Genomic DNA, 24,300 nt, shown 5'->3' on the forward strand with positions numbered 1-24,300 from the left:
GAAGGGGAACGACGCACGTATGGGTTTCGAACCGCCGCAGCGTCTGGTGCGCGCCCTCGGTGAGCAGTACGGCGGTCCGGCCGCCGCCGAGTGGCTGAACCGGCTGCCCGCCCTCGCCGGGGAGGCGGTCGCCGCACGCGCGCTGGAGGTCGAGCGGGTGGTGGCACCGGGCGGCCGGAGCGGACTGGTGGTGCTCGTACGGCGGCCCGACGGCTCCCCCGCGACGCTCAAGATCGCCCCGCCCCCCGCGGCTCCCTCGCTGGAGCGGGCCGCGCTGACGCACTGGAAGGGCTGGGGCGCGGTCGAACCGCTCGACGCGGCGGGCACCGCCGACAGCGCGCTGCTGCTGGAGCGTCTTCAGCCGGAGATCTCGCTGCGCTCCCTGCCCGAGGCGAAGGCGCTGCTGGAAGCGGCGGGCACGGTACGGCGGCTCTGGGTCGAACCGCCCGTGGGCCATGGCTTCGAGACGGTGGCCGAGCGGACCGCGCGGGAGGCGGGAGCGCTGCGCGCGAGTGACGACGAGGGCCTCGCCCCGCTCGTCTCGGCCGCGCTGGCGGCCCGTGACGGACTCTGCGCCTCCTCGGCGGAGACCCTGCTGCTGCACGGCGCCTTCGGCCAGGGCAAGGTGCTCGCGGGTGAGCGGGCCCCCTGGCTGGCGGTCGGTCCCGAGCCCCTGGTCGGGGAGCGCGCCTACGATCTGGCGCGGCTGGTCCGGGACCGGGTGGAGGATCTGGTGGCGGCCTCCTCCGGCGCGTCGTCGGCCCGCCGTCGGGTGCACAGGCTGGCCGACTCGCTGGAGGTGGACCGTGACCGGCTGCGGGGCTGGACCCTGTTCCGCGCGGTGGAGTCGGGGGTCAGAACGCTGAGGGCGGGCCGCCGCCGGAGCGCGGAACTCCTGCTGGAGTTCGCGGGCTGGCTGTGACGCGGACGGGCTCGGAAGGGCCGTGACGCGGGACGGGTCCGCAAGAGCGGTGACGCCGTACGGGCGCGGAGGAACGGAGTCCGTCCCGCGAGGGAGGACCGGTGTCCGGGGCGGAACCCCGGGGCCGGAGCCCCGGGGCGGCCCGCGCGTCAGGCGGTGAGGCGGGCGACGGCCTCCTCGGCCGTCAGCTCCTCGCGCTCGCCGGTACGGCGGTCCTTCAGCTCCAGGACGCCCTCGGCGGAACGGCGGCCCGCCACCAGGATGTGCGGTACGCCGATCAGCTCGGCGTCGGTGAACTTGACGCCCGGGGAGACACCGGGCCGCTCGTCCACCAGCACGCGCAGCCCGGCCTCGGAGAGCTTCTCCGAGACCTCCAGGGCCAGCTCGGTCTGGAGCGCCTTGCCGGCCGCCACGACATGGACGTCCGCCGGGGCGATCTCCCGGGGCCAGCACAGGCCCTGCTCGTCGGCCGTCTGCTCGGCCAGCGCGGCCACGGCGCGCGAGACGCCGATGCCGTACGAGCCCATGGTCACGCGCACCGGCTTGCCCTGCTGGCCCAGCACATCGAGCTGGAAGGTGTCGGCGTACTTGCGGCCGAGCTGGAAGATATGACCGATCTCGATCGCGCGGTCGAGCTTGAGGCCCGTACCGCACACGGGGCAGGGGTCGCCCTCCTCGACGACGACCACGTCCAGGTAGTCGTCGACCTCGAAGTCCCGTCCGCAGACGACCTCGCGCGCGTGGGTGCCGGGCTTGTTGGCGCCGGTGATCCAGGCGGTGCCGGGCGCGACGCGCGGGTCCGCGATATAGCGGATCTTGAGGCCCTGGGGACCGACATAGCCGCGTACGAGATCGGGCCGCTCCTCGAAGTCCTCGGCCGTCACCAGCTCCACCACGGCCGGCGCGAGATGCTCGCCCAGCTTGCCGAGGTCCACCTCGCGGTCGCCGGGGACACCGACGGCGGTGATCTCGCCGTCGACCTTGACGAGCAGGTTCTTCAGGGTCGCGGAGGCCGGCACCCCGAGGAACGCGGCGAGCGTCTCGATGGTCGGGGTGTCGGGGGTGTCCAGCTCCTCGACCGGGCCGTGCTCGCCCGTCACGGGCGCGGGGGCGGCGAAGGTGACCGCTTCGGTGTTGGCCGCGTAGTCGCAGGCCGGGCAGTCGACGAACGTGTCCTCACCCGCGGCGGCGGGGGCCAGGAACTCCTCGGAGGCGGAGCCGCCCATCGCGCCGGAGACCGCCGAGACGATCCGGAAGTCGAGGCCGAGCCTGTCGAAGATCTTCTGGTACGCGGCGCGGTGCAGCGCGTACGACTCGGCCAGTCCCTCGTCCGTGGTGTCGAAGGAGTACGAGTCCTTCATCTGGAACTCACGGCCGCGCAGCACACCGGAGCGGGGCCGTGCCTCGTCGCGGTACTTCGTCTGGATCTGGTAGAGCATCACGGGCAGGTCCTTGTAGGACGTGCACTGGTCCTTGACGACCTGGGTGAAGATCTCCTCGTGCGTGGGGCCCAGCAGATAGTCGGCGCCCTTGCGGTCCTTGAGACGGAACAGCAGATCGCCGTACTCCTCCCACCTGCCGCTCGCCTCGTACGGCTCCCTGGGCAGCAGCGCGGGCAGCAGCACCTCCTGCGCGCCGATCGCGTCCATCTCCTCGCGGACGACGCGGGAGATGTTGTCGAGGACCTTCTTGCCCAGCGGCAGCCAGCTCCAGATGCCGGCGGACGTACGGCGGACGTACCCCGCGCGGACGAGCAGCTTGTGGCTGAGGGTCTCGGCGTCCGCCGGGTCGTCGCGCAGTGTCTTGACCATCAAACGGGACATGCGCTGGACCTGGGACATGGGGAACACTCCTGGCGTTCTGCGTTCTGCGTTCTCTCGGGTGATGCCTGGAGGTTAGCCGGGGCGCACCGGCAGGCGGAAATCAGTTGTCGCCGCCGGCCGGTCTCAGCAGCGGCAGCGGGGCGCCCATCACGGCGTACGGCTTGGGCGCGCTGGGGAAGTGGACCTGACGGGCGAGGTCCTCGTACCCGAGCGAGCGGTAGAGGCGGCGGGCCGGACTCTCGATGTCGATGGCCGACAGGATCGACTTGGGCTGGGTGGCGGCGTCCGTGATGGTGGTGATCAGCGCGCGGCCGATGCCCCGGGCCTGGAACTCGGGATGGACATGCAGTTCGGTGATCACGAAGGAGTCGTCGAGCCAGCCCTCGGAGGCGGTGGCGCGCAGATACGGCTCGACGACGGTGGACCACCAGTGGCCCCGCTCGTTCGGCAGGCCGTACACGAATCCGACGAGCCGGCCGGAGCCGGTGGTCGCGCCGTAGGCACGGCACCCGGGGTACATGAGATGCCGGAGCACGATATGGCGGCGTACCCCGATCTCGTCCTCGCTGAGCCCGAAGGCGAGAGCCTGCACGGCGAGGGCCTCGTCGACGCGTGAGGCGAGATCGACCGGCGCTACCTGTACGTCGGGAATCCGGGGAGTTCCCCCGGGGATGCTCAGCATGGGCGAACCCTACTTTCAGAAGAGCACGCTCATGAAGGCGCCCACCTCACGGAAGCCCACGCGCCGATAGGCGGCGCGGGCAGGGGCGTTGTAGTCGTTCACGTACAGGCTGACGACGGGGGCGACATCGGCCAGCGCGTACCGTACGACCGCCGCCATGCCCGATTCGGACAGGCCCCGGCCCCGGTAGTCGGGATCGACCCAGACGCCCTGGATCTGGCAGGCCTGATTGGTCGCGGCGCCGATCTCGGCCTTGAAGATGACCCTGCCGTCGTCGATACGGGCGAACGACCGTCCCGCGCCCACCAGTTCGGCCACCCGTGCCTGGTAGAGCAGTCCGCCGTCGCCCGCGAGGGGGGAGACCCCGACCTCCTCGGTGAACATGGCAACACAGGCGGGCATGATCACTTCCAGCTCGTCCTTGCGGATCCGGCGTACGAAGGGATCGGGTGCGACCACGGCGGGGATCTCCTCCGTCACCATCAGTGGCTGATGGGCACGGACCTCGCGGGCGGGTCCCCAACTGGGCTCCAGCAGCCGCCAGAGCTGGGCGGTGGCCTCGGCGGGGCCGACGATCGAGGAGCAGCGGCGGCCGGTTCTGCGGGCGCGGTCGGCGAAGGCGCGTACGGCCTCGGGGCCGGCGCAGATCGGGACGAGATTGGCGCCGGAGTAGCAGAGCGAGCGCAGCCGCCCGTCCGCGTACCAGCCCCACATCTCACCGCCGAGGCGCCAGGGGTCGAGCCCCGCGGCCTGTACCCGTGAGGTCACGAAGGCGTTGGCGACGGGTTCGCTCTCCAGAATGGCGAGCGCGGCGCCGAGTTCGCCGGGTTCGAGGACCCGAGTGGTGGTCTGCGTCAACACGAGGGTGCCTCACCATACGGTCTGCTGATCTCCGCACTGTACCTGGCGGGTCCGTGGCATGCCGCACGCAGCGGAAGGTCCCGCGGCCGATGCCCTGGGGGCGGTGGCCGCGGGACCCCGGTAGGTCAGGGGACGGGCGGGAAGGAAGCCGCAGGAAGAACCGGAGAAGGAGAAGGAAGAAGAAACGAGGAGCGAGGGGCGTCCCTGCCGGGGGGCGGCCGGTGAAGAGCGGGACCGGCCGGCCCGGAGTGTCCGGCGGGAGCCGTCGGGGGTCCGCCCTTCCGCGCCGGGATCCGCGTCAGCTCACCGAGACCTGGGGCTCGCCCGAGGCGATGCCGTCCTTCTCCATCTGCTCGGCGATCTTCATCGCCTCGTCGATCAGGGTCTCCACGATCTTGGACTCCGGCACGGTCTTGACGACCTGCCCCTTCACAAAGATCTGCCCCTTGCCATTGCCCGACGCCACACCCAGATCCGCCTCGCGCGCCTCACCCGGACCATTGACCACACAGCCCATCACCGCGACGCGCAGCGGAACCTCCATGCCCTCCAGCCCCGCGGTCACCTCGTCCGCCAGCCGGTACACATCCACCTGCGCACGACCGCACGACGGACACGACACGATCTCCAGCCGACGCTGCTTCAGATTCAGCGCCTCCAGGATCTGAAGACCAACCTTGACCTCCTCCACGGGCGGAGCCGACAGCGACACCCGGATCGTGTCCCCGATGCCCTCGCTCAGCAACGCCCCGAACGCCACAGCCGACTTGATCGTCCCCTGGAACGCCGGACCCGCCTCCGTCACACCCAAGTGCAGCGGATAGTCACACTGAGCCGCCAACTGCCGGTAGGCATTGACCATCACCACCGGATCGTTGTGCTTCACCGAGATCTTGATGTCCCGGAAACCATGCTCCTCGAACAACGACGCCTCCCACAGCGCCGACTCCACCAGCGCCTCCGGCGTCGCCTTGCCGTACTTGCGCAGCAGACGCGCGTCCAACGACCCCGCGTTCACCCCGATACGGATCGGCGTCCCCGCGTCCCCCGCCGCCCGCGCGATCTCCCGCACCTTGTCGTCGAACTGCTTGATGTTCCCCGGATTCACCCGCACCGCCGCACACCCCGCGTCAATCGCCGCGAACACGTACTTCGGCTGAAAATGAATATCCGCGATCACCGGAATCTGCGACTTCCGCGCGATCACCGCCAACGCGTCCGCGTCATCCTGCGTCGGACACGCCACCCGCACGATCTGACACCCCGACGCCGTCAGCTCCGCGATCTGCTGCAACGTCGCGCCCACATCCGACGTACGCGTCGTCGTCATCGACTGCACCGACACCGGCGCGTCCCCACCGACCGGGACCGATCCGACCTGGATCTGACGGCTGACTCTCCGGTCGGCGAGCTTCGTCGGAACGGACGGCATTCCGAGAGAAATTGCAGTCATCTGCTGTGCAACCCCAAGGTGTGGATCAAGGTCCCGAGATGGGCGGGCTCCGGCCCCCGAGATTACGCCACCGCACGGCGCCTGGGCACATCGCCGCGAAAACTCCACCCAAAGGTAAGCGGCCGGACACAGAAGGTGTCCGGCCGCTGGAAACGGGCGCAATCGGGGGATCCGGGTTCAGGGCACCGGCGGATCAGGACATCGGCGGATCAGGAGATCTTGACGGGATTGAAGACGTCGGCGACCAGGACGAGCAGCGTGAAGCAGATGAAGATCCCCGCCACGACATAGGCGAACGGCATCAGCTTCGCGACATCGAACGGACCCGGATCGGGCCGCTTGAACAGGCGCGCGAGCCTGCGCCGCAGGGACTCCCAGAGCGCGCCCGCGATATGCCCGCCGTCGAGGGGCAGCAGCGGCAGCATGTTGAAGAGGAACAGGGAGAGGTTGAAGCCCGCGAGCAGGAACAGCATCATCGCGATCTGGTTCTGCGCGGGGATGTCCAGCGTCATCACCTCGCCGCCGATCCGGGCCGCGCCGACCACACCGACCGGTGAGTCGTCCTTGCGCGGGCCGTCCCCGAAGGCCGCGCTCCACAGGTCGGGGATCTTGGACGGCAGGGCGACGATCGATTCGACGCCGTCCCCGATCATGGTGCCCATCCGGTCCACGGACTGGGGGAAGGACAGCGGGACGATCTCGGTGGACGCGGCGAAACCGAGATAGCCGGCGGGGATGTACTCGCCCGGGATGATCTCGCCGTCGGAGTCCTTCGCGGCCACCAGGTTCCTGGCGAGCGTGGCCCGCAGCTCGCGCTCGGCGCCGTCACGCTCGACGGTGATGGTGGCCGGGCCGATGGTCTCGCGGATGAGACCGGAGAGCGTGGCCCAGTCCTCGACGCGCTCCCCGTTGAGGGCGACGATCCTGTCGCCCTCCTTGAGTCCGGCCGCGCGGGCGGGCGAGACCGCGTCGCCCTTCTCGCAGGTGTCCCGCTTCTCGCTCTGCGGGATCACGCACTGCTGGACGCCCGCGACCTGCGTGGTCTGGGTCTGGAAGCCGAAGCTCATCGCCACACCGATGAAGATCACGGCGGCGAGGACGAGATTCATGAACGGGCCCGCGAACATCACGATCACGCGCTTCCACGGCTTGCGCGTGTAGAACAGCCGCTTCTCGTCGCCCGGTCCCAGTTCCTCGAAGGCCGCCGACCGCGCGTCCTCTATCATCCCGCGCCACGGCGAGGTGGAGCGCGCCTCGATCCGGCCGTCGGGGCCGGGCGGGAACATCCCGATCATGCGGATGTAGCCGCCGAGCGGGATGGCCTTGATCCCGTACTCCGTGTCGCCCTTCTTCCGCGACCAGAGCGTCGGCCCGAAGCCGACCATGTACTGGGGCACGCGGATGCCGAAGAACTTGGCCGTGGAGAGATGGCCGAGTTCATGCCAGGCGATGGAGAAGAGCAGACCGGCGGCGAAGACCAGAATGCCGAGGACCGTCAACAGAATCGTCATGCGCGAGCCTCCGCCGGCTGTTCTTCGCCGAATGTGTCTGCCAGTTTGTCTGCCAATGCCGCCGCCTTCTCACGGGCCCTGGCGCGTGCCCAGGTCTCCGCCTCCAGGACGTCCGCCACCGTGAGCGAGGTTCCCGTACGGGAGTGACCGCGCTCCGCGCCGTACACCGTGTCATGTTCCCCGACGACCTCGGTGACCGTGTCCATGATGCCGTTGAACGGGAGCCGGCCGGCGAGGAACGCGTCGACACACTCCTCGTTCGCGGCATTGAACACCGCCGGAGCCGTGCCGCCCAGGGTCCCCACGTGTCTGGCCAGTCCCACGGAGGGGAAGGCCTCCGTGTCGAGCGGGAAGAACTCCCAGGCCGAGGCCTTGGTCCAGTCGAAGGCGGGCGCGGCGTCGGGCACCCGTGCGGGCCAGCCGAGACCGATGGCGATGGGCCCGCGCATATCGGGCGGGGTCGCCTGGGCCAGGGTCGAGCCGTCGCTGAATTCCACCATCGAGTGGACATACGACTGAGGGTGGACGACCACCTCAATGCGTTCGAAGGGAATGTCGTACAGCAGATGTGCCTCGATCACTTCGAGCCCCTTGTTGACGAGGGTCGCCGAGTTGATCGTGATCACCGGGCCCATGGCCCAGGTCGGATGCGCGAGGGCGTCCTCAGGGGTGACACCGGCCAGTTCGGCGCGCGTACGGCCGCGGAAGGGCCCGCCGGAGGCCGTCACGACCAGCTTGCGCACATCGGCGCGCGTGCCCGAGGCCAGCGCCTGGAAGAGCGCGGCGTGCTCGGAGTCGACGGGGATGATCTGGCCGGGCTTCGCCACGGCCTTGACCAGGGGGCCGCCGACGATCAGCGACTCCTTGTTGGCGAGTGCGAGTGTCCGGCCCGCGGTGAGGGCGGCGAGGGTGGGGGCGAGCCCGATGGAGCCGGTGATGCCGTTGAGGACGGTGTGGCAGTCGGAGGCCGCGAGCTCGGTGGCGGCGTCGGGTCCCGCGAGGATCTCCGGGAGCGGTTCGCCCGTGCCGTACCGCGCCCCGAGCGCCTCCCGCAGCGCGGGCACGGCGTCCTCGCGCGCGACCGCCACGGTGCGGACCCGCAACCGCCGCGCCTGCTCGGCGAGGAGTGCCGGGCGCCCGCCGGCGGCGGAGAGCGCGGTGACCCGGAAGCGGTCGGGATTGCGCAGGACCAGGTCGATGGCCTGGGTGCCGATGGATCCGGTGGAGCCGAGGACGACGATGTCCCGGCGGCCTTCGGTCGGGTCGAAGGCGATGTGCGGATCGGCGAGAGGGGCTGGGCTGTCGCTCATGCCCCCCATTCTTGCCTCATCCGTGCGCCGGTTGGACAGCGCGCCCCTACGGGTGTCCCCATGCGCCGGTCTTTGCGGACTTCGCGCTCCCGCTCCGGGGTCGTCTGCCGTCTTCCAGGGGCCTCTTCCTGAGTCGTCGCACACGGGGCCGCCGGTGCGGGGGCACCGGTGCGGGGGCACCGGTGCGGGGGCACCGGTGCGGGGGCACCGGTGCGGGGGCACCGGTGCGGGGGCACCGGTGCGGCAGGGGTACGTGCGGCGGGCGCGCGGGCGAGGCGCGCGCCGGCCCTCACCCGGTCTTTCCCGCGGACCGGAACGTCTGCCACTGGGCCCGGACGATCTCGTCGGGCACTCCCCCGACATCCTCGGTCCCGGTGATCTCGGCGCGGAAGGAGAGCGTGGTGGAACCCGACCGTACGACGGTCAGATATTCGTACAGCTTTAGCTCTCCCTTCACATCGAGGATCGTGAAGCGGTACGCCGTGGCCTCGTCCCCCACGTCCGGCGCCCCGGCCGGTTCCACCGCCAGATACTTCGCCCGCGCCAGGGCCCGGTCCTCGGTGAAGCCGTCCGCGCACTCCCGCCCGGCCGCGCGCAGGGCCTTCATGACGCCGGTCGCGCCCTGGGCGGCGTACGAGCGGAGCTGTACGGAGACGGTCAGCCCGAGCATCTCGTCCGGGATGTCGACCTTGCGGTGCACCTCGGCCGCGGGATCGAACGCGGTGGCGCCCGCGGCGAGGCTGACCAGCGGCTGGCAGACGGCGGGTTCGGCGGTGTAATCCTCACCGAGCGGAGCGCCGAGCGCGTAGTCGGAGACGGTGTACGCGCCGATCCGCTCGCCGTCGGTGAGGGAGGCCGCGGTGAGCTGTTCCCCGGTCAGAGGCGCGGGGCCGGTGGCAGCGCCGCCCCCGGCCGGTGCCGAGGGGCGGCCGGTAGTACGCGCGCCCTTGCCGTCGTCGTCACCGCCGCCGTCACCGCCGTCACCGCCGCACGCGGTCGCCCCGGCCAGTACGAGCGCGGCGGCCAGGGCCACCGCCCCGTGCCGCGACCGCCGCGGCCGCCGGGCCCACCGTCCTCCGGCTCCGACCATGACGTCCCCCTCGTGAGTCGCTCTCCGAGTCGATCTCCCTGTCGATCGTCCCGACGCCCGATTGTGCTGCATGGGGCGGCCGAGGTCACGGGTTCCGGGCCCGGCACCGACCGCTGTCCTTAACTGACGCCTCATCAAATCTGGTCACCGGTGGCGGCTTTGGCGGGGCGCGCGCTCCGGGGCGAGTCGGTCGCCCTCATTGACACGCCTTATCCGCGGCCCGATTCTGAGAGCGCTCTCAGCCCCACCCCCACAACGCAGGAGGCAGAGCGTGATGGGCCCAAGAAAGCTGCTCGCGTCACTGGCCGCCGCGGTGATCCTCGCCACGGGATTCACGGCGGCGGCACCCGGATCACCGGCCGAGGCCGCGGCACCCGCCGAGGCCGCGGTCCCCGCGACCATCCCCCTGACGATCACCAACAACTCCGGCCGCACGGACCCCGTTCACATCTACAACCTCGGCACGCTCCTCACGACGGGCCAGCAGGGCTGGGCCGACGCGAACGGCACGTTCCACGCCTGGCCCGCCGGGGGCAATCCGCCGACCCCCGCGCCCGACGCGTCGATCGCCGGACCCGCCAACGGGCAGTCGCTCACGATCCGGATGCCCAAGTTCTCCGGCCGGGTCTACTTCTCGTACGGTCAGAAGCTCGACTTCCGGCTGACCACGGGCGGTCTGGTGCAGCCCGCCGTGCAGAACCCGGCGGACCCCAACCGGAACATCCTCTTCAACTGGACCGAGTACACGCTCAACGACGCCGGGCTGTGGATCAACAGCACCCAGGTCGACATGTTCTCGGCTCCGTACGCCGTCGGCGTCAAGCGTCCCGACGGCACCACCAGGTCCACCGGCCATCTCAAGCCGGGCGGCTACAACGGCTTCTACACCGCCCTCAGGGGACAGCCGGGCGGCTGGGCCAATCTGATCCAGACGCGGTCCGACGGCACCGTCCTGCGCGCGCTCTCGCCCGGCCACGGGGTCGGGGCCGGACTCCTGCCCGCCTCGGTGATGGACGACTACATCAACCGCGTGTGGAGCAGGTACGCGAGCTCGACACTGACGGTGACCCCCTTCACGGACCAGCCGAACACCAAGTACTTCGGCCGGGTCTCGGGCAATGTCATGAACTTCACCAACAGCGCGGGAGCGGTCGTCACCACGTTCCAGAAGCCCGACGCGGACAGCGTCTTCGGCTGCTACAAGCGGCTGGACGCCCCCAACGACCTCGTGCGCGGCCCGATCTCGCGCACGCTCTGCGCGGGCTTCAACCGCTCCACCCTGCTGGTCAACCCCAACCAGCCCGACACGAGCGCGGCGAACTTCTACCAGGACGCGGTGACCAACCACTACGCCCGGAAGATCCACGCGCAGATGGCCGACGGCAAGGCGTACGCGTTCGCCTTCGACGACGTCGGCGCCCACGAGTCCCTGGTGCACGACGGCAACCCCCAGCAGGCGTACATCACGCTGGATCCGTTCAACTGAGGCCTGACCGTTTCCCTGTCCCGGACGGACCGGACCCGGACGGACCGGACCCGGACGGACCGGACCCGGACGGACCGGACCCGGGCCGCGCCCTCGGAGGGCGCGGCCCGGGTCGGGTCGGGCGGACCGGCGAACAGGCGCGCGGGCCGGCCGGACAGGTGGCTCAGCGGATGCGGCGGTGGACGTCGGGACGGCTGGACGGGCCCGGGGTGGCGTCGGCGATCCAGGGACCCTCACCGCTCGGGTCGACGATCCCCTCCTCCAGCCAGGTGTACCGGCCTGCGAGAACACCGTTCACGACCCTGCGGTCGAGTTCGTCGGTGTTGGACCAGAGCCGGGTGAAGAGTTCCTCGACCCGGACACGGGCCTGCCGGCAGAAGGCGTCGGCCAGTTGGTAGGCCTCGCGCCCGTGGTCCCCGTTCGTACGCAGCAGTTCGGCCCGTACACAGGCCGCGCTCATCGCGAACAGCTCCGCGCCGATGTCGACGATCCGGCCCAGGAAGCCCTGCTTGGTCTCCATCCGGCCCTGCCAGCGCGACATGGCGTAGAACGTGGAGCGGGCGAGCCTGCGCGCGGCCCGCTCGGCGTAGCGCAGATGCGGCGACAGGTCCGGGTGGCCCGGGTGGCGGAACTCTCCGTACGAGCCCGGCAACTGGCCCGGTCCCGCGACCAGCTTCGGCAGCCAGCGGGCATAGAACTTCCCTGCCTGCGCGCCCGCCTTCGCCTTGTCGGAGAGCGACGTGTCCGGATCGATGAGGTCGCCGGCCACCGAGAGATGGGCGTCGACGGCCTCGCGGGCGATCAGCAGATGCATGATCTCCGTGGAGCCCTCGAAGATCCGGTTGATCCGCAGATCGCGGAGCATCTGCTCGGCGGGTACGGCGCGTTCGCCGCGGGCCGCCAGGGACTCCGCCGTCTCGAACCCCCGTCCGCCGCGGATCTGGACCAGCTCGTCGGCCATCAGACAGCCCATCTCCGAGCCGTACAGCTTGGCCAGGGCCGCCTCGATACGGATGTCGTTGCGGTCCTCGTCGGCCATCTGGGACGCCAGGTCGACCATGGCCTCCAGCGCGAACGTGGTCGCGGCGATGAAGGAGATCTTCCCGCCCACCGCCTCGTGACGGGCGACCGGCCTGCCCCACTGCTCACGGGCCGCCGACCACTCCCGGGCGATCTTCAGACACCACTTGCCGGCGCCCACGCACATCGCGGGCAGTGAGAGCCGGCCGGTGTTGAGCGTCGTGAGGGCGATCTTGAGACCGGCGCCCTCGGGGCCGATACGGTTCGCCGCGGGGACCCGGACCTGGTGGAAGCGGGTCACACCGTTCTCCAGACCGCGCAGGCCCATGAAGGCGTTGCGGTTCTCGACCGTGATGCCCGGGGAGTCCGCCTCGACGACGAACGCGGTGATACCGCCCCGGTGGCCCTCGGAGGCGGGCACCCGGGCCATCACCACCAGCAGATCGGCGACGACGCCGTTGGTCGTCCAGAGCTTCACGCCGTCGAGGACGTACGCGTCGCCGTCCGGCACGGCCGTCGTCGCGAGCCGGGCGGGGTCGGAGCCCACGTCCGGCTCGGTGAGCAGGAAGGCCGAGATGTCCGTACGTGCCAGACGCGGCAGGAACGTGTCCTTCTGCTCCTGCGTACCGAAGATTTTGAGCGGCTGCGGTACGCCGATCGACTGATGGGCGGAGAGCAGCGCGCCGATCGCGGGACTCGCGGAGCCGACCAGGGCGAGCGCCTTGTTGTAGTACACCTGGGTGAGGCCGAGACCGCCGTACCTGACGTCGATCTTCATTCCGAGCGCGCCCAGTTCCCTGAGCCTGTTGATCACCTGGTCGGGGATACGGGCCTCGCGCTCGATGAGCGCGCCGTCGATCTCCGTCTCGCAGAACGCGCGGAGCCTCGCCAGGAACTCCTCGCCGCGCCTGACGTCGTCCGGGGCGGGCACGGGATGCGGATGGATGAGATCGAGCCGGAAGCGGCCGAGGAACATCTCCTTGGCGAAGCTCGGCTTGCGCCAGCCCTGCTCACGGGCGGCCTCGGCGACCTGGCGCGCCTCCCGCTCGGTGACCTTGGGCTTGCCCTGCGGTTCCCGCGGGGCTGATGCTGCTGAGGGTGCGAATGGGGCCGACATGAGGAACTCACCTCGCCGCGGAGTCGGGTCCAATGGGGGGTTGTACGGCTGGTGCTACTCGTCCGTATCTACCCGATTAATGCCGCCCCCACCAGTCGTGGGCCGAGGAGCGAGGGATACGAGGGGTACGGGAAAGGCCGGAGCCCGTACAGCGGACTCCGGCCGTCGCGTGGGACTCCGGCCTTCGCGTGAGACTCCGGCCGTCGCGTGCCACGGTCGTGCCGAGCATCCCGTGATCGGCGCCTCTAGAGGGCGAGGCCTGTGAAGACCATGACGCGCTCGTAGGTGTAGTCGTCCATCGCGAAGCGCACGCCCTCGCGGCCGACGCCGGACTGCTTGACACCGCCGTACGGCATCTGGTCGGCGCGGTACGAGGGGACGTCACCGATGATCACTCCGCCCACCTCAAGGGCGCGGTGGGCGCGGAACGCGGCCTGGAGGTCATGAGTGAACACCCCGGCCTGGAGGCCGTACTTGGAGTCGTTGACCGTGTGGAACGCCTCGGTCTCGCCCTCGACCCGACGGAGGGTCAGAACGGGGCCGAAGACCTCCTCGGAGGAGATCGTGGCGTCCGCGGGGACCTCGGAGAGAACGGTGGGCGCATAGCTCGCGCCGTCCCGCTTGCCGCCCGCGAGCACCTGGGCGCCGCCCCGGACCGCCTCGTCGACCCAGGACTCGACGCGCTTGGCGGCGTCCTCGCTGACGAGCGGTCCCACATCGGTGGTGTCGTCGGCGGGGTCGCCGGTGACCTGGGCCTCGACGGCCGCGACGATCCTGGGCACGAGCCGCTCGTACACCGAGGCGTCCGCGATGACGCGCTGGACGGAGATGCAGGACTGGCCGCCCTGGTAGTTGGCGAAGGTGGCGATCCTGGTCGCCGCCCAGTCCAGGTCCTGGTCGCTCGCGTAGTCGGCGAGGACGACGGCCGCGCCGTTGCCGCCGAGTTCGAGCGTGCAGTGCTTGCGCGGGACGGAGTCCATGATCGCGAAGCCGACCTTGTCGGAGCCGGTGAACGAGATCACCGGGAGCCGCTCGTCCTGGACGAGTGCGGGCATCCGGTCGTTCGGCACGGGCAGGACGGACCAGGCCCCGGCCGGCAGATCGGTCTCGGCGAGCAGCTCACCGAGGAGAAGCCCGGAGAGGGGCGTCGCCGGGGCGGGCTTGAGGATGATCGGCGCGCCGACGGCGATGGCGGGGGCGATCTTGTGCGCACAGAGATTCAGCGGGAAGTTGAACGGCGCGATACCGAGGACCACGCCGCGCGGGAAGCGGCGGGTCAGCGCGAGCCGGCCGGCGCCGCCCGCGTCGGTGTCGAGGCGCTGGGCCTCGCCGCCGTTGAACCTGCGTGCCTCCTCGGCGGCGAACCGGAAGACGGAGACGGCGCGGCCGACCTCGCCGCGGGCCCACTTGAGGGGCTTGCCGTTCTCGGCGGAGATCAGCCGGGCGATCTCCTCGGTGCGCTCGACGAGCCTGCGGGAGACATGGTCGAGGGCGGCGGCGCGGACATGCGCGGGGGTCGCGGCGAAGTCGTCCAGGACCGCGTGCGCGGCGGCGACGGCCTCCTCAACCTGGGCCTCGGTCGGCACGGCGACCGTGCCGACGAGCCGGCCGTCCCAGGGAGAGGTGACGTCGAGGGTCTCCTCGCCGGTGGCCTGGCGGCCGGCGAGCCAGAAGGCGTGGGTGGAAGTCATTGCGAGTCCGGGCCCTTCCGAGTGGTGGTCCGCGTGGGTGGCGGTGCGGGGGTGCGGGGTGCGTGCGAGGGGTGCGGTGCGGCGTCCGTACGGGGATCGCCTGTCTCCACGGTAGGGGTGCGGGGGCGGGTGGTGACTTGTCCGGGGTGGAGTGAAGGGGTGGGTACGTACGCCGCTTTGTCGGGTGCGACGGCCGGCCGACCGGGACGACGGGGCGACGCGCCAGGGAACTACGGGCCGGCCCGGGACGGGACGACGGGGCCGACCCCGGGGCGAGGGGGCAACGGGCGACACGCGAAGGGGCGGCGAGGCGAAGGGGCAGCGGGGCGAGGGGGCGACGGGGCTCGGCGCCGACGCCCGCTACTCCGGTGGCCGGGCCGCCTCCGGCGGGGTCGTCGTCTTCAGCGCCAGCCACAGCTCCATCCGGACGTCCGGGTCGTCCAGCGAGCGCCCCAGGATCTCCTCGACCCTGCGCATGCGGTAGCGCAGCGTATGGCGGTGGACGCCGAGATCGGCCGCCGCCGCGTCCCACTGGCCGTGCCGGGACAGCCAGGCGCGCAGTGAGGCGACCAGATCGCCCCGGCCCTTGGTGTCGTGTTCGTACAGCGCCCGGAGCATGCCGTCCGCGAAGGCCCGGACCGCGTCGTCCGCCAGCAGGGGAAGGATCGAGCCCGCCGCCAGTTCCTCGTGCTCGACCAGCGCGCGGCCCCGGCGCCGGGCGACCGACAGCGCCTGTTCGGCCTGTTTGTACGCGCCCGCGGCGGCGATCGGGCCCGACGGCGCTGACAGGCCTATGAAGACGCCCTCGTCCTCCGCCTCCCGGGCGGCGTACTCCTCGGCCGCCGTGACCACCGCCCCGCCGTCCACCGCGAGCACCACCAGCCGCGGCCCCTCACCGTCGGGGACCGCCAGGACCGCCTCCCTCGCCCGTGCGGCGGCCGACTCCAGCGTCTCGGCGACCGAGGGCAGCGGGTCGTCGCCGCCCGCGCTCTCCGGGGACTCCGCGATCAGCAGCCGGAACGGCGCGTCGAGCAGACCGCCGTACAGATCGCCCGCCACCGCCCGCGCGTGGTCGGGCTGGCCGGACAGCAGCATGCGCAGGACCGCGGAGCCGAGCCGCTGTTCCGCCGCCCGCAGACCGCTCGAACGCTCCGTCGTCAGCGTCAGCAGGGCGATCGCCGAGTGCACCGCGTACCGCTCCGCCGTGCCCAGCGCCGCCTCCGTACCGACGGCGAGCGCGCCCCGTACGCGCCGTCCCGTGCCCAGGGACTGGAGCTCCACCCGGTCGTCGGCGTTCGCGCCCGCCGGGTCGCCGAGGACCGTGCTCGCGGGCGCGGCCCGCTCCCGCAGCCGTTCCACATCGGCGGACAGCCGGGCGGCGCGCCGCGTGGCCCACTCGGGCGCGGCGGCGACCACCGCCCCCGACGCGTCGTACAGCGCGGTCCAGCCGTCCACGTACACCGCGAGCCGGGCCAGCAGTCCCGCGGGCCCTTCGGTGAGGGCGGCGCGGGTCAGTTCGCGCTGTGCCTCGAATCCCTCCGTCACCGCGCGGTACTGGTCGGCCGCGATCGCCGCCGACACGGCCTTGCTGATGGCGAGGAACGGCGTTCTGCGCGGCACTCCCAGCAGGGGCAGCCCCGCCTCACGGGCGGCGGCGACCAGGGCGTCGGGGACGTCCTCGTAGTTGACACCGACGGCGAACCCGAGACCGACGACCCCGGCGTCCACCAGCCGCCGTACGTACCGGCGCATCGCCTCGGGGTCCTCGGCGTCCAGCGTCGTCGCGGTGATGAGCAGGAGCTCGCCGCCCTCCATGTACGGGACGGGGTCGGCCAGCTCGCTGGCGTGGACCCAGCGCACGGGCGTCTGGAGCCGGTCCTCCCCCGCGCGCACGGTGAGGTTGAGCGCCGAATGCTGGACGAGCGAGGCGAGGGTGGGCGGCATGGTGGAACCGTAGGGCCTTCGGCTGCGGACGGGCAGTGCGCCGGGCATATGACCGGCCACCCTGGACGACTGCTCCGTCCTGTGCGGACGACTACTCCGTCCCGTATGAACGGTGTGACTCGATTCTGCCAGGTTGTACCGGGGCGCGACGGCCGGTCCGCACATATGACCGGCCCGGATGACGCTGACCGGCCCGGATGATTCGTTCCCGCCGGGCGGCGGACGATCCCCCCGGCGGAGGTCTCAGTTCCGCAGATCCACCAGCAGCGGGGGCGCGTGCTCGCCCCCCACCGTCCGCAGCGACAGCACCGCGTGCCCCGCCGGCACCGAGTGGGCCAGCTCCGACGCCGACCACCGCTCCCGCTCGACCTTGCGCACGGTCACCGCGTCCGTGGTCACGGCCTTGCCGGTGACCAGCTTCCGGAAGGCGTGAATGGCCCGGGTCAGCGGCTGGTCGGCGAAGACCGTCCGCTGGGTGACGTCCCGGGTCTCCACCCACTCCGTGCCCCACGCCTCGGCGAAGCGCTTGCCGTCCCAGGTGGTGATCCCGGAGAAGGCCATCCGGCAGCCGACGGCCCCGAGCAGCGCGGTGTGCAGCGCCTCGGGCACATCGTCGAGCGTCCGCAGGGTGAGCACCGCGCCCGCGTTCGCCGACCGCAGCCGCTGGACGCCCCGCAGGGTCTCGGCGGTGAGGGTGCGGGTGGCGTCGTCCAGGACCAGGCAGGCGAAGAGGGAACGGTCCTGCCGGGTCGCCGCGTTGGCCGTGAACTGGGCCAGTATCAGCCGGGCCAGCATCCGCGAGGCCTCGGCGTGCCCGCGCTCGGGCAGCTCGATACGGACCCGCAGCGGATGCTCCAGGGTGCGCAGCGAGAACGGCCTGGTCCTGCCGGTGGTGTCGAAGAAGCCCGCGAAGGCGGGCCGGTCGAGCAGCGCGACCCGGTCGGCGAGGGCACGCCCCGGGTCGCCGTGCGCGCCCGACTGCCGCTCGCGCGCGTCCAGCTCACGCCGCATCGCGTGGTGGCCCTCGGCGTCGAGCGCCTCCCGCAGGGCGGCCACGGCGGTGGGTGAGCCGTCGAGCAGCTCACGCAGCTCCGGTACGGCGGGCAGCCGGCCGTGCGCGGCCCGGAAGGGACCGAGAAGCTGGGCGAGCGCGGTGGTGGCCCGTCGGCTGTCGGTGTCGGTCAGATCGCCGACGAGGCCCTCGGCGAGTACGACGGCGGCCTCGTCCGGGTCCGTGGTGCCCCCGTACAGATCGAGGTCGTACACCGATCCCGGATCGCCGAGCCGGACCACGACGTCATAGGCGCTGTCGGGGCCGAGCTGGGTGCCGGCGGCACAGACGACGATCACGGCGGCCTGGCCCGCGAGCGCCTGGAGCGCCAGGGACTCGGTGACGGGCCGGACGAGGGCGTGCGTCTTGCCCGCCCCGGGCGGCCCCACGGCGAGCAGCGAGGTCCCCAGCAGCACGGGGTCGAGCGCGAGACCGGTCCCCCGCCGGGGGTAGGGGTTCCGCTCCCCGTCGTGGACTGTACCGATCCTGACCTGCCGTACGAGCAGATCGTGCCGGGCCGCGCGCACGGGCAGGTCGCGCTTGCCCGAGGGGTGGACGCAGGCGCCCGCGCCCTTTGCGCGCACGGCCTCGGCGAACGCCGTGAGCCGCGAGGGATCGGCCCGTACGGAGTGCCAGGCGCGGCGGATACGGGTGTAGTCGACGTCGTTCATGCGCCCGTCGCGTACCTCGGCCGCGAGGCGCGCGGCGATCTCCCCCAGGCCCGCCGCCCTCAGCTCGGGCCACTCGGCGAGGTCGTCCTCGGGTTCGGGGTGTGCGGGGACGGCCGCGGCGGGCTCGGCCCCGGGACCGCGGCCCACGACGCGCCGGGCCAGCTCGGGCCAGCGGCCGAGCCGGCCGAAGACGAAGAGGAGGCCGCCGATGACCAGGGCGTTGTAGATGTTCTGGGCGGTGGCCCCCTCGGGCGTGCCGATCCACCAGGAATCGGGGGTGAGGAGATACATGGGCCAGAGCCAGAACCCGCCGAGGTAGCCGTTCCACAGCAGCGACCACAGCAGCAGCCCCGCGAGCAGGGAGATCAGCGCTCCGCTGACGAGCTGCCGCAGCGGGGTGCGCTCCGGCTCCTCCGGGGGGCGCGGCCGGTGTCCATAGGTCCAGGTGCCCGGCGCGTCCGCCGTGCGCGGTACGTGCAGCCACTCCCGCAGCGTCGGCCCCGCGTCGGGCGCGTGGCCGGGCGCGGGCGGCGGAGTCGTCTCGAACGGCGCCGACGACGGCGGAGGCGGCAGGGGAGGCGGCGAAGGCGGCCCCGCCGGGCGTGGCACGGGGTTGGCGCGTGTGCTCCGCGAGTCGTGCGTGCCGTCGGTGTCCATCGGTACCCCTGCCCCCTGTGCAGTCCGCCGTCCGCCCTGCTGTACCCGCTCAATGTATTGCCACGGCCGCGCGTTCCGTGGCTGGCCCACCGTCCCACGTCCGGGCGGGCGTTGGGGCCCTTCACCCGACCGGACCGGCGTGCCGCCTCTCCGTCCGACGTCTGTCCGCCCGCCCGTCTCCCCCCGTCTGTCCGCCCGCCCCGCCATCCCTCTCTCCGCGCGCTCATCTGTCCGTCTGTTTATCTGTCCGTCTCGGACAACGACACGCCTCCACCACTACCGAACGGCGCATGCCCCGACCCCTCCGCCACCCCTAGCCTGCGAAGAAAGACCCCCCGGAACACCCCCCCAGGAGCCCCTCATGACCGCCATCCCGCAGGAGCGCCGCCTCGTCACCGCCATCCCCGGGCCGAAGTCGCAGGAGTTGCAGGCCCGCCGTACCGCCGCCGTCGCCGGCGGTGTGGGGTCCGTGCTGCCCGTCTTCGCCGCCCGTGCCGGCGGCGGGATCGTCGAGGACGTGGACGGCAACCGGCTGATCGACTTCGGTTCCGGTATCGCCGTGACCTCCGTCGGCGCCAGCGCCGAGGCGGTCGTACGCCGCGCCTCCGCCCAGCTCGCCGAGTTCACCCACACCTGTTTCATGGTCACGCCGTACGAGGGGTACGTCGAGGTCTGTGAACGGCTCGCCGAGGTGACCCCGGGTGACCACGCCAAGAAGTCCGCGCTGTTCAACTCGGGTGCGGAGGCCGTCGAGAACGCCGTCAAGATCGCCCGTTCCCACACCGGGCGCCAGGCGGTCGTGGTCTTCGACCACGGCTACCACGGCCGTACGAACCTCACCATGGCGCTCACGGCGAAGAACATGCCGTACAAGAACGGCTTCGGACCGTTCGCGCCGGAGATCTACCGGGTGCCCGTCGCGTACGGCTACCGCTGGCCGACCGGCCCCGAGAACTGCGGCCCGGAGGCGTCCGCCCAGGCCATCGACCAGATCAGCAAGCAGATCGGGGCCGAGAACGTCGCCGCGATCGTCATCGAGCCGCTGCTCGGCGAAGGCGGTTTCATCGAGCCCGCCAAGGGCTTCCTCCCGGCACTGGCGAAGTTCGCCCAGGACAACGGGATCGTGTTCGTGGCGGACGAGATCCAGTCCGGCTTCTGCCGCACCGGCCAATGGTTCGCGTGCGAGGACGAGGGCGTCGTCCCCGATCTGATCACCACCGCCAAGGGCATCGCGGGCGGTCTGCCGCTCGCCGCGGTGACCGGCCGCGCCGAGATCATGGACGCCGCGCACTCGGGCGGTCTCGGCGGTACGTACGGCGGCAACCCGGTGGCCTGCGCCGCCGCGCTCGGCGCCATCGAGACGATGAAGGAGCAGGACCTCGTGTCCAAGGCGCGGCACATCGAGACCGTCATGAAGGGCCGTCTCTCCGCGCTGAGCGAGAAGTACGACATCATCGGCGACATCCGGGGCCGGGGCGCCATGATCGCGATCGAACTGGTGAAGGACCGGGGCACCAAGGAGCCGAACCCCGAGGCGACCGCCGCGCTCGCCAAGGCCTGCCACCTGGCGGGGCTGCTGGTCCTGACCTGTGGCACCTACGGCAATGTGCTGCGCTTCCTGCCGCCCCTGGTGATCGGTGAGGACCTGTTGCGGGAGGGCCTGGACATCATCGAGCAGGCGTTCTCCGCCGTCTGAGGAAACGGCGCGGAGCCCACGCGGAGCCCACGCGGAACCGATGCGAAGCCGGTGAGGAGCCGTTTCGACCCATCGGTGAGGGCCTGTGAAGAAGGTGTGCGAGGGCGATGGCGGGAGCCGTTTCCGGCTGTCGGTCCTCGCCGCCCTGCCGTACGGTTTCCGCAGATGAGAGAAACACCCCGCTCGCAGGGGACTGCGGGCGACACCGGAGCGGAGCATCCCCAGCCCCGCTTTGGTCGTGCCTTCGCGCACACCACTGGAGATTCAGGCTCTGGAACTCCTCGCCGATCGGACGGCCGCCCGCCCCAAACCCCCCGGGGCGTGCGGTACACCGAATCGGACGGCCGCCCCGGAACTACCCCCCCTGTTCCGGGGCGGCCGGCTTTTCTCTCCCGCGCCGTCCACGCCGTCCGCGCTGTCCGGATCACCCGTTTGCTCCGATTCTTCGGCGCCCTCCGGTTTCTCCGTTCCTTCTGGCTCCTCGCGCTGTGCGCGGCCCTCTTCACGCTTCTCACCTGGCAGATCACCTCGGACGGGCCGCTGCGCGCCGCCGATGAGCGGGTCGGCAGGGCACTCGCCCGCCAAGGGCCCACACCTCTGACGGAATTCCTCGCGGACCTCGGCGCCATGCCGGTGGCGCTGCCGGTCCTGGCAGTGGCGATCGGCCACGCCCTACGGCGCGGGCAGCGCGCGCGGGCCCTGGCGGCCGGGATCGCCATGGCCGCCGTCCCCGCGCTGGTCGTACCGCTCAAGATCTGGACCGACCGGCAGGGACCGCTCACCGGGGCGACCGGCTACTACCCCTCCGGGCACACGGCGACGGCGATGGTGGCGTACGGCGGCGCGGCCCTGCTCCTCGCCCCGTACACCCGGCGGAACTGGCCGATGCCCGTCGCCGTCCTGCTCACCCTGGCGACGGGCATCGGTCTCGTCCTGCGGGGCTACCACTGGCCGCTGGACGTCCTCGGCAGCCTGGCCCTGTGCGGGATGCTGCTGCTGGCTCTGGAGCGGGCACTGCGCGCGGCCGGACCGGCACGTCTCGGCCCGGGACCGTCCGACGCCGTCCCGCCCGGCCGCGGTCGGGGATGATCCGCCCACGGCCGGGAATCGTCCGGTCGCGGCCGGGGATCGTCCGGTCCCAGGAGGGCGTCCGGTCTCAGCCGAAGTACGCGTCGTAGTTCCGGGAGAACTCCCACTGGTTGAAGCGGTCCCAGTTGATCGACCAGGTCATCAGTCCGCGCAGCGCGGGCCAGGTGCCATGGGTCTGGTAGGAACCGCAGTCGGTCTTCCTGGTCAGGCAGTTCAGCGCCTTGTTGACCTCGGCGGGCGAGGTGTGGCCGTTGCCCGCCTGCGTCGAGGCCGGGAGACCGATGGCCACCTGGTCGGGGCGCAGCGCCGGGAAGACCTTCGAGGTGTCACCGGCCACCGGGAAGCCGGTGAGCAGCATGTCGGTCATGGCGATATGGAAGTCGGCGCCGCCCATCGAGTGGTACTGGTTGTCCAGCCCCATGATCGGGCCCGAGTTGTAGTCCTGGACATGGAGCAGGGTGAGATCGTCCCGGAGGGCGTGGATCACCGGGAGGTACGCCCCGGCGCGCGGGTCCTGGCCGCCCCAGGGGCCGGATCCGTAGTACTGGTACCCGAGCTGTACGAAGAAGGTCTCGGGCGCCATCGTCAGAATGAAGTCCGGGCCGTACCTGGCCTTGAGGGTCTTGATCGCTGAGATCAGATTGACGATGACCGGCGTCGTGGGGTTGCGGAAGTCGGTGTCCCCGGTGTTCAGCGAGAGCGAGTGGCCCTCGAAGTCGATGTCGAGACCGTTCAGACCGTACTCGTCGATGATCCTGGACACCGAGGAGACAAAGGTGTCACGGGCGGCCGTACTGGCGAGCTGCACCTGCCCGTTGGCGCCGCCGATGGAGATCAGGACCTTCTTGCCGGCGGCCTGCTTGGCCTTGACGGCGGCCTTGAACTCGGCGGCCGACTCGACGTTCGGGCATTCGGCGGCCGGACAGAGGCTGAACCGTATGTCGCCGGAGGTGACCGAGGTGGGCTCGCCGAAGGCGAGGTTGATGACGTCCCAGGAGTCGGGTACGTCGGCCATCCGCGTGTAGCCGGAGCCGTTGGCGAAGCTGGAGTGCAGATAGCCGACGAGGGCGTGGGCGGGCAGGCTTCCGCCGCCGCCTCCGCCCCCGCCGCCGGAGGCGGACGTGGTGGCACTGACGGCCGGTGAGAGGGCCGACGTGCCGGCCGTGTTGGTCGCGGCGACCTGGAAGCTGTACGCCGTGGACGGGCTGAGCCCGGTGACGGTCGCGGAGGTGCCGCTGACGTCGAGGACCCTGGTGCCGCCCCGGTGGACGGTGTAGCCGGTGGCCCCCTGGACGGGGGACCAGGAGAGGGCAACGGAGGAGGAGGTGACCGTTCCCGCCCTCAGTCCGGTGGGGACGGCCGGGGGCTGGGCGGGGGTGCCGCCGGGACCCACCAGGGTGAGATCGTCGGCGTAGTAGGCCGGGGTGCCGTACCAGCCATGGGTGTAGACGGTCACCGAACTGGTGCCCGGTCCGGTGCGGAAGCTGGTGGTGAGCCGCTGCCAGCCGGGCGCGGACTGCGTCCAGGTCGAGACATCGGTGGTACCGGTCCCGGACGCGCCCAGATAGACATAGCTGCCCTGGACCCAGGCGCTCAGGGTGTAGGCGGAGTTCGGCTGGACCGCGACCGACTGGGAGCACTTGGCGTTGTCGCTGCCCGCCGGGGTGCCCTTGAGCGCACCGCCGCCGCCATGTACGGGTGTGCCGACGACGGCGCCACTGCCCGCCGTGCAACTCCAGCCGCTGAGGCCGGACTCGAAGTTTCCGTTACGGGCGAGGTCCGCGTCGGCGGCCCGCGCCGTCTGCGCGGCGGCGACAAGACCGCCCGCGGTGAGGAGGGCGGCCGCGAGGGCGGCCACCAGTCTGGGGTACAGGGCCGGACGTCTGGTGCGTTCCACAATGCCTCCGGGCATGGGGGGAGTTGACGTGGCGGAGCGCGCACAGCATGGTCCAGACCAATTGTCGGGTCAAGACCTCTGACAGCTCCGCCCCCGCCCGGTCACTCCCCGCCGTCCCCCCTGCCCCTGCCGTCCCCCGTGCCTGCGCTGCCCCCCGTCCCCCGGCCGTCCCCCGTCCCCCGGCCGTCCCCTATTCCCCGGCCGTCCCCCGGGCCGCTGTCGTCGGCCCAGCTCTCGCCCGCGCCCCCGCTCCCGCTCCCGCTGTCCCCCCAGTCCGCGGCGTCCCCCCACGTCCCCTCGGCCTCCTCGTCCCACAGCGGTGCGTGACC

The 24,300-nt window shown here is 71.6% G+C and carries 16 protein-coding genes; 4 read left to right on the forward strand and 12 right to left on the reverse strand.

Annotated elements, in window-relative coordinates:
- The first annotated feature begins 19 nt into the window (after nucleotides 1-19).
- Nucleotides 20-922, forward strand: a complete 903-nt coding sequence (locus ACFYYH_RS09740) for an aminoglycoside phosphotransferase family protein (RefSeq protein ID WP_388548222.1) — start codon at nucleotides 20-22, stop codon at nucleotides 920-922.
- Between the two features lie 149 nt (nucleotides 923-1,071).
- Here the strand turns inward: ACFYYH_RS09740 and ACFYYH_RS09745 are convergent, their stop codons facing one another.
- From ACFYYH_RS09745 to ACFYYH_RS09775, 7 genes are all read right to left on the reverse strand, one after another.
- Nucleotides 1,072-2,763: a proline--tRNA ligase gene (locus tag ACFYYH_RS09745; RefSeq protein ID WP_388548224.1), complete on the reverse strand. Its 1,692-nt coding sequence runs from the start codon at nucleotides 2,761-2,763 to the stop codon at nucleotides 1,072-1,074.
- A gap of 82 nt (nucleotides 2,764-2,845) precedes the next feature.
- Nucleotides 2,846-3,427, reverse strand: a complete 582-nt coding sequence (locus ACFYYH_RS09750) for a GNAT family N-acetyltransferase (protein WP_388548228.1) — start codon at nucleotides 3,425-3,427, stop codon at nucleotides 2,846-2,848.
- A gap of 15 nt (nucleotides 3,428-3,442) precedes the next feature.
- On the reverse strand, nucleotides 3,443-4,288 hold the full coding sequence (locus ACFYYH_RS09755; protein WP_388548231.1) for a GNAT family N-acetyltransferase: 846 nt from the start codon (nucleotides 4,286-4,288) through the stop codon (nucleotides 3,443-3,445).
- Nucleotides 4,289-4,586: 298 nt separating this feature from the next.
- Entirely contained in the window at nucleotides 4,587-5,741 is a 1,155-nt protein-coding gene (gene ispG / locus ACFYYH_RS09760) for a flavodoxin-dependent (E)-4-hydroxy-3-methylbut-2-enyl-diphosphate synthase (protein ID WP_388548865.1), read from the reverse strand.
- 209 nt (nucleotides 5,742-5,950) lie between these two features.
- Complete coding sequence (locus ACFYYH_RS09765) at nucleotides 5,951-7,252, reverse strand: M50 family metallopeptidase (protein WP_388548234.1); 1,302 nt, start codon at nucleotides 7,250-7,252, stop codon at nucleotides 5,951-5,953.
- Nucleotides 7,249-8,562, reverse strand: a complete 1,314-nt coding sequence (gene dxr, locus ACFYYH_RS09770) for a 1-deoxy-D-xylulose-5-phosphate reductoisomerase (RefSeq protein ID WP_388548237.1) — start codon at nucleotides 8,560-8,562, stop codon at nucleotides 7,249-7,251. The genes ACFYYH_RS09765 and dxr overlap by 4 nt, the downstream gene beginning before the upstream one ends.
- 289 nt (nucleotides 8,563-8,851) lie before the next feature.
- Entirely contained in the window at nucleotides 8,852-9,652 is an 801-nt protein-coding gene (locus ACFYYH_RS09775) for a hypothetical protein (RefSeq protein WP_388548240.1), read from the reverse strand.
- A gap of 274 nt (nucleotides 9,653-9,926) precedes the next feature.
- Between ACFYYH_RS09775 and ACFYYH_RS09780 the strand changes: the two genes are divergently transcribed.
- The gene (locus ACFYYH_RS09780) at nucleotides 9,927-11,138 is read left to right on the forward strand and encodes a glycoside hydrolase family 64 protein (protein WP_388548242.1); all 1,212 of its coding nucleotides are present in this window, start codon (nucleotides 9,927-9,929) and stop codon (nucleotides 11,136-11,138) included.
- Nucleotides 11,139-11,301: 163 nt separating this feature from the next.
- Here ACFYYH_RS09780 and ACFYYH_RS09785 read toward each other — a convergent pair whose 3' ends face one another.
- The 4 genes from ACFYYH_RS09785 to ACFYYH_RS09800 form a co-directional block, all read right to left on the reverse strand.
- The gene (locus tag ACFYYH_RS09785) at nucleotides 11,302-13,275 is read right to left on the reverse strand and encodes an acyl-CoA dehydrogenase family protein (protein WP_388548244.1); all 1,974 of its coding nucleotides are present in this window, start codon (nucleotides 13,273-13,275) and stop codon (nucleotides 11,302-11,304) included.
- Between the two features lie 245 nt (nucleotides 13,276-13,520).
- A complete protein-coding gene (locus tag ACFYYH_RS09790; protein ID WP_388548247.1) occupies nucleotides 13,521-14,966 on the reverse strand; it encodes an aldehyde dehydrogenase family protein in 1,446 nt (481 codons plus the stop codon).
- A 360-nt stretch (nucleotides 14,967-15,326) separates the two neighbouring features.
- The gene (locus tag ACFYYH_RS09795) at nucleotides 15,327-16,910 is read right to left on the reverse strand and encodes a PucR family transcriptional regulator (protein ID WP_388548250.1); all 1,584 of its coding nucleotides are present in this window, start codon (nucleotides 16,908-16,910) and stop codon (nucleotides 15,327-15,329) included.
- A 243-nt stretch (nucleotides 16,911-17,153) separates the two neighbouring features.
- A complete protein-coding gene (locus tag ACFYYH_RS09800) occupies nucleotides 17,154-19,289 on the reverse strand; it encodes an ATP-binding protein (RefSeq protein WP_388548252.1) in 2,136 nt (711 codons plus the stop codon).
- A gap of 361 nt (nucleotides 19,290-19,650) precedes the next feature.
- Here ACFYYH_RS09800 and gabT point away from each other — a divergent pair, with 361 nt between their 5' ends.
- A complete protein-coding gene (gabT, locus tag ACFYYH_RS09805) occupies nucleotides 19,651-20,985 on the forward strand; it encodes a 4-aminobutyrate--2-oxoglutarate transaminase (protein ID WP_388548255.1) in 1,335 nt (444 codons plus the stop codon).
- A gap of 165 nt (nucleotides 20,986-21,150) precedes the next feature.
- Entirely contained in the window at nucleotides 21,151-22,074 is a 924-nt protein-coding gene (locus ACFYYH_RS09810; RefSeq protein WP_388548258.1) for a phosphatase PAP2 family protein, read from the forward strand.
- 67 nt (nucleotides 22,075-22,141) lie between these two features.
- Here the strand turns inward: ACFYYH_RS09810 and ACFYYH_RS09815 are convergent, their stop codons facing one another.
- Nucleotides 22,142-23,986, reverse strand: a complete 1,845-nt coding sequence (locus ACFYYH_RS09815) for a chitinase (RefSeq protein WP_388548261.1) — start codon at nucleotides 23,984-23,986, stop codon at nucleotides 22,142-22,144.
- Nucleotides 23,987-24,300 lie beyond the last annotated feature (314 nt).

Source organism: Streptomyces sp. NPDC002018, from assembly GCF_042890865.1.
In the GTDB taxonomy this organism is placed as follows: domain Bacteria; phylum Actinomycetota; class Actinomycetes; order Streptomycetales; family Streptomycetaceae; genus Streptomyces.

Bases quoted from the DNA above. Each gene is read 5' to 3' on its own strand.
- ACFYYH_RS09740 (WP_388548222.1), top strand. From the start codon at position 20: ATGGGTTTCGAACCGCCGCAGCGTCTGGTGCGCGCCCTCGGTGAGCAG.
- ACFYYH_RS09745 (WP_388548224.1), bottom strand. From the start codon at position 2,763: ATGTCCCAGGTCCAGCGCATGTCCCGTTTGATGGTCAAGACACTGCGC.
- ACFYYH_RS09750 (WP_388548228.1), bottom strand. From the start codon at position 3,427: ATGCTGAGCATCCCCGGGGGAACTCCCCGGATTCCCGACGTACAGGTA.
- ispG (WP_388548865.1), bottom strand. From the start codon at position 5,741: ATGACTGCAATTTCTCTCGGAATGCCGTCCGTTCCGACGAAGCTCGCC.
- ACFYYH_RS09765 (WP_388548234.1), bottom strand. From the start codon at position 7,252: ATGACGATTCTGTTGACGGTCCTCGGCATTCTGGTCTTCGCCGCCGGT.
- dxr (WP_388548237.1), bottom strand. From the start codon at position 8,562: ATGAGCGACAGCCCAGCCCCTCTCGCCGATCCGCACATCGCCTTCGAC.
- ACFYYH_RS09775 (WP_388548240.1), bottom strand. From the start codon at position 9,652: ATGGTCGGAGCCGGAGGACGGTGGGCCCGGCGGCCGCGGCGGTCGCGG.
- ACFYYH_RS09780 (WP_388548242.1), top strand. From the start codon at position 9,927: ATGGGCCCAAGAAAGCTGCTCGCGTCACTGGCCGCCGCGGTGATCCTC.
- ACFYYH_RS09785 (WP_388548244.1), bottom strand. From the start codon at position 13,275: ATGTCGGCCCCATTCGCACCCTCAGCAGCATCAGCCCCGCGGGAACCG.
- ACFYYH_RS09790 (WP_388548247.1), bottom strand. From the start codon at position 14,966: ATGACTTCCACCCACGCCTTCTGGCTCGCCGGCCGCCAGGCCACCGGC.
- ACFYYH_RS09795 (WP_388548250.1), bottom strand. From the start codon at position 16,910: ATGCCGCCCACCCTCGCCTCGCTCGTCCAGCATTCGGCGCTCAACCTC.
- ACFYYH_RS09800 (WP_388548252.1), bottom strand. From the start codon at position 19,289: ATGGACACCGACGGCACGCACGACTCGCGGAGCACACGCGCCAACCCC.
- gabT (WP_388548255.1), top strand. From the start codon at position 19,651: ATGACCGCCATCCCGCAGGAGCGCCGCCTCGTCACCGCCATCCCCGGG.
- ACFYYH_RS09810 (WP_388548258.1), top strand. From the start codon at position 21,151: ATGAGAGAAACACCCCGCTCGCAGGGGACTGCGGGCGACACCGGAGCG.
- ACFYYH_RS09815 (WP_388548261.1), bottom strand. From the start codon at position 23,986: ATGCCCGGAGGCATTGTGGAACGCACCAGACGTCCGGCCCTGTACCCC.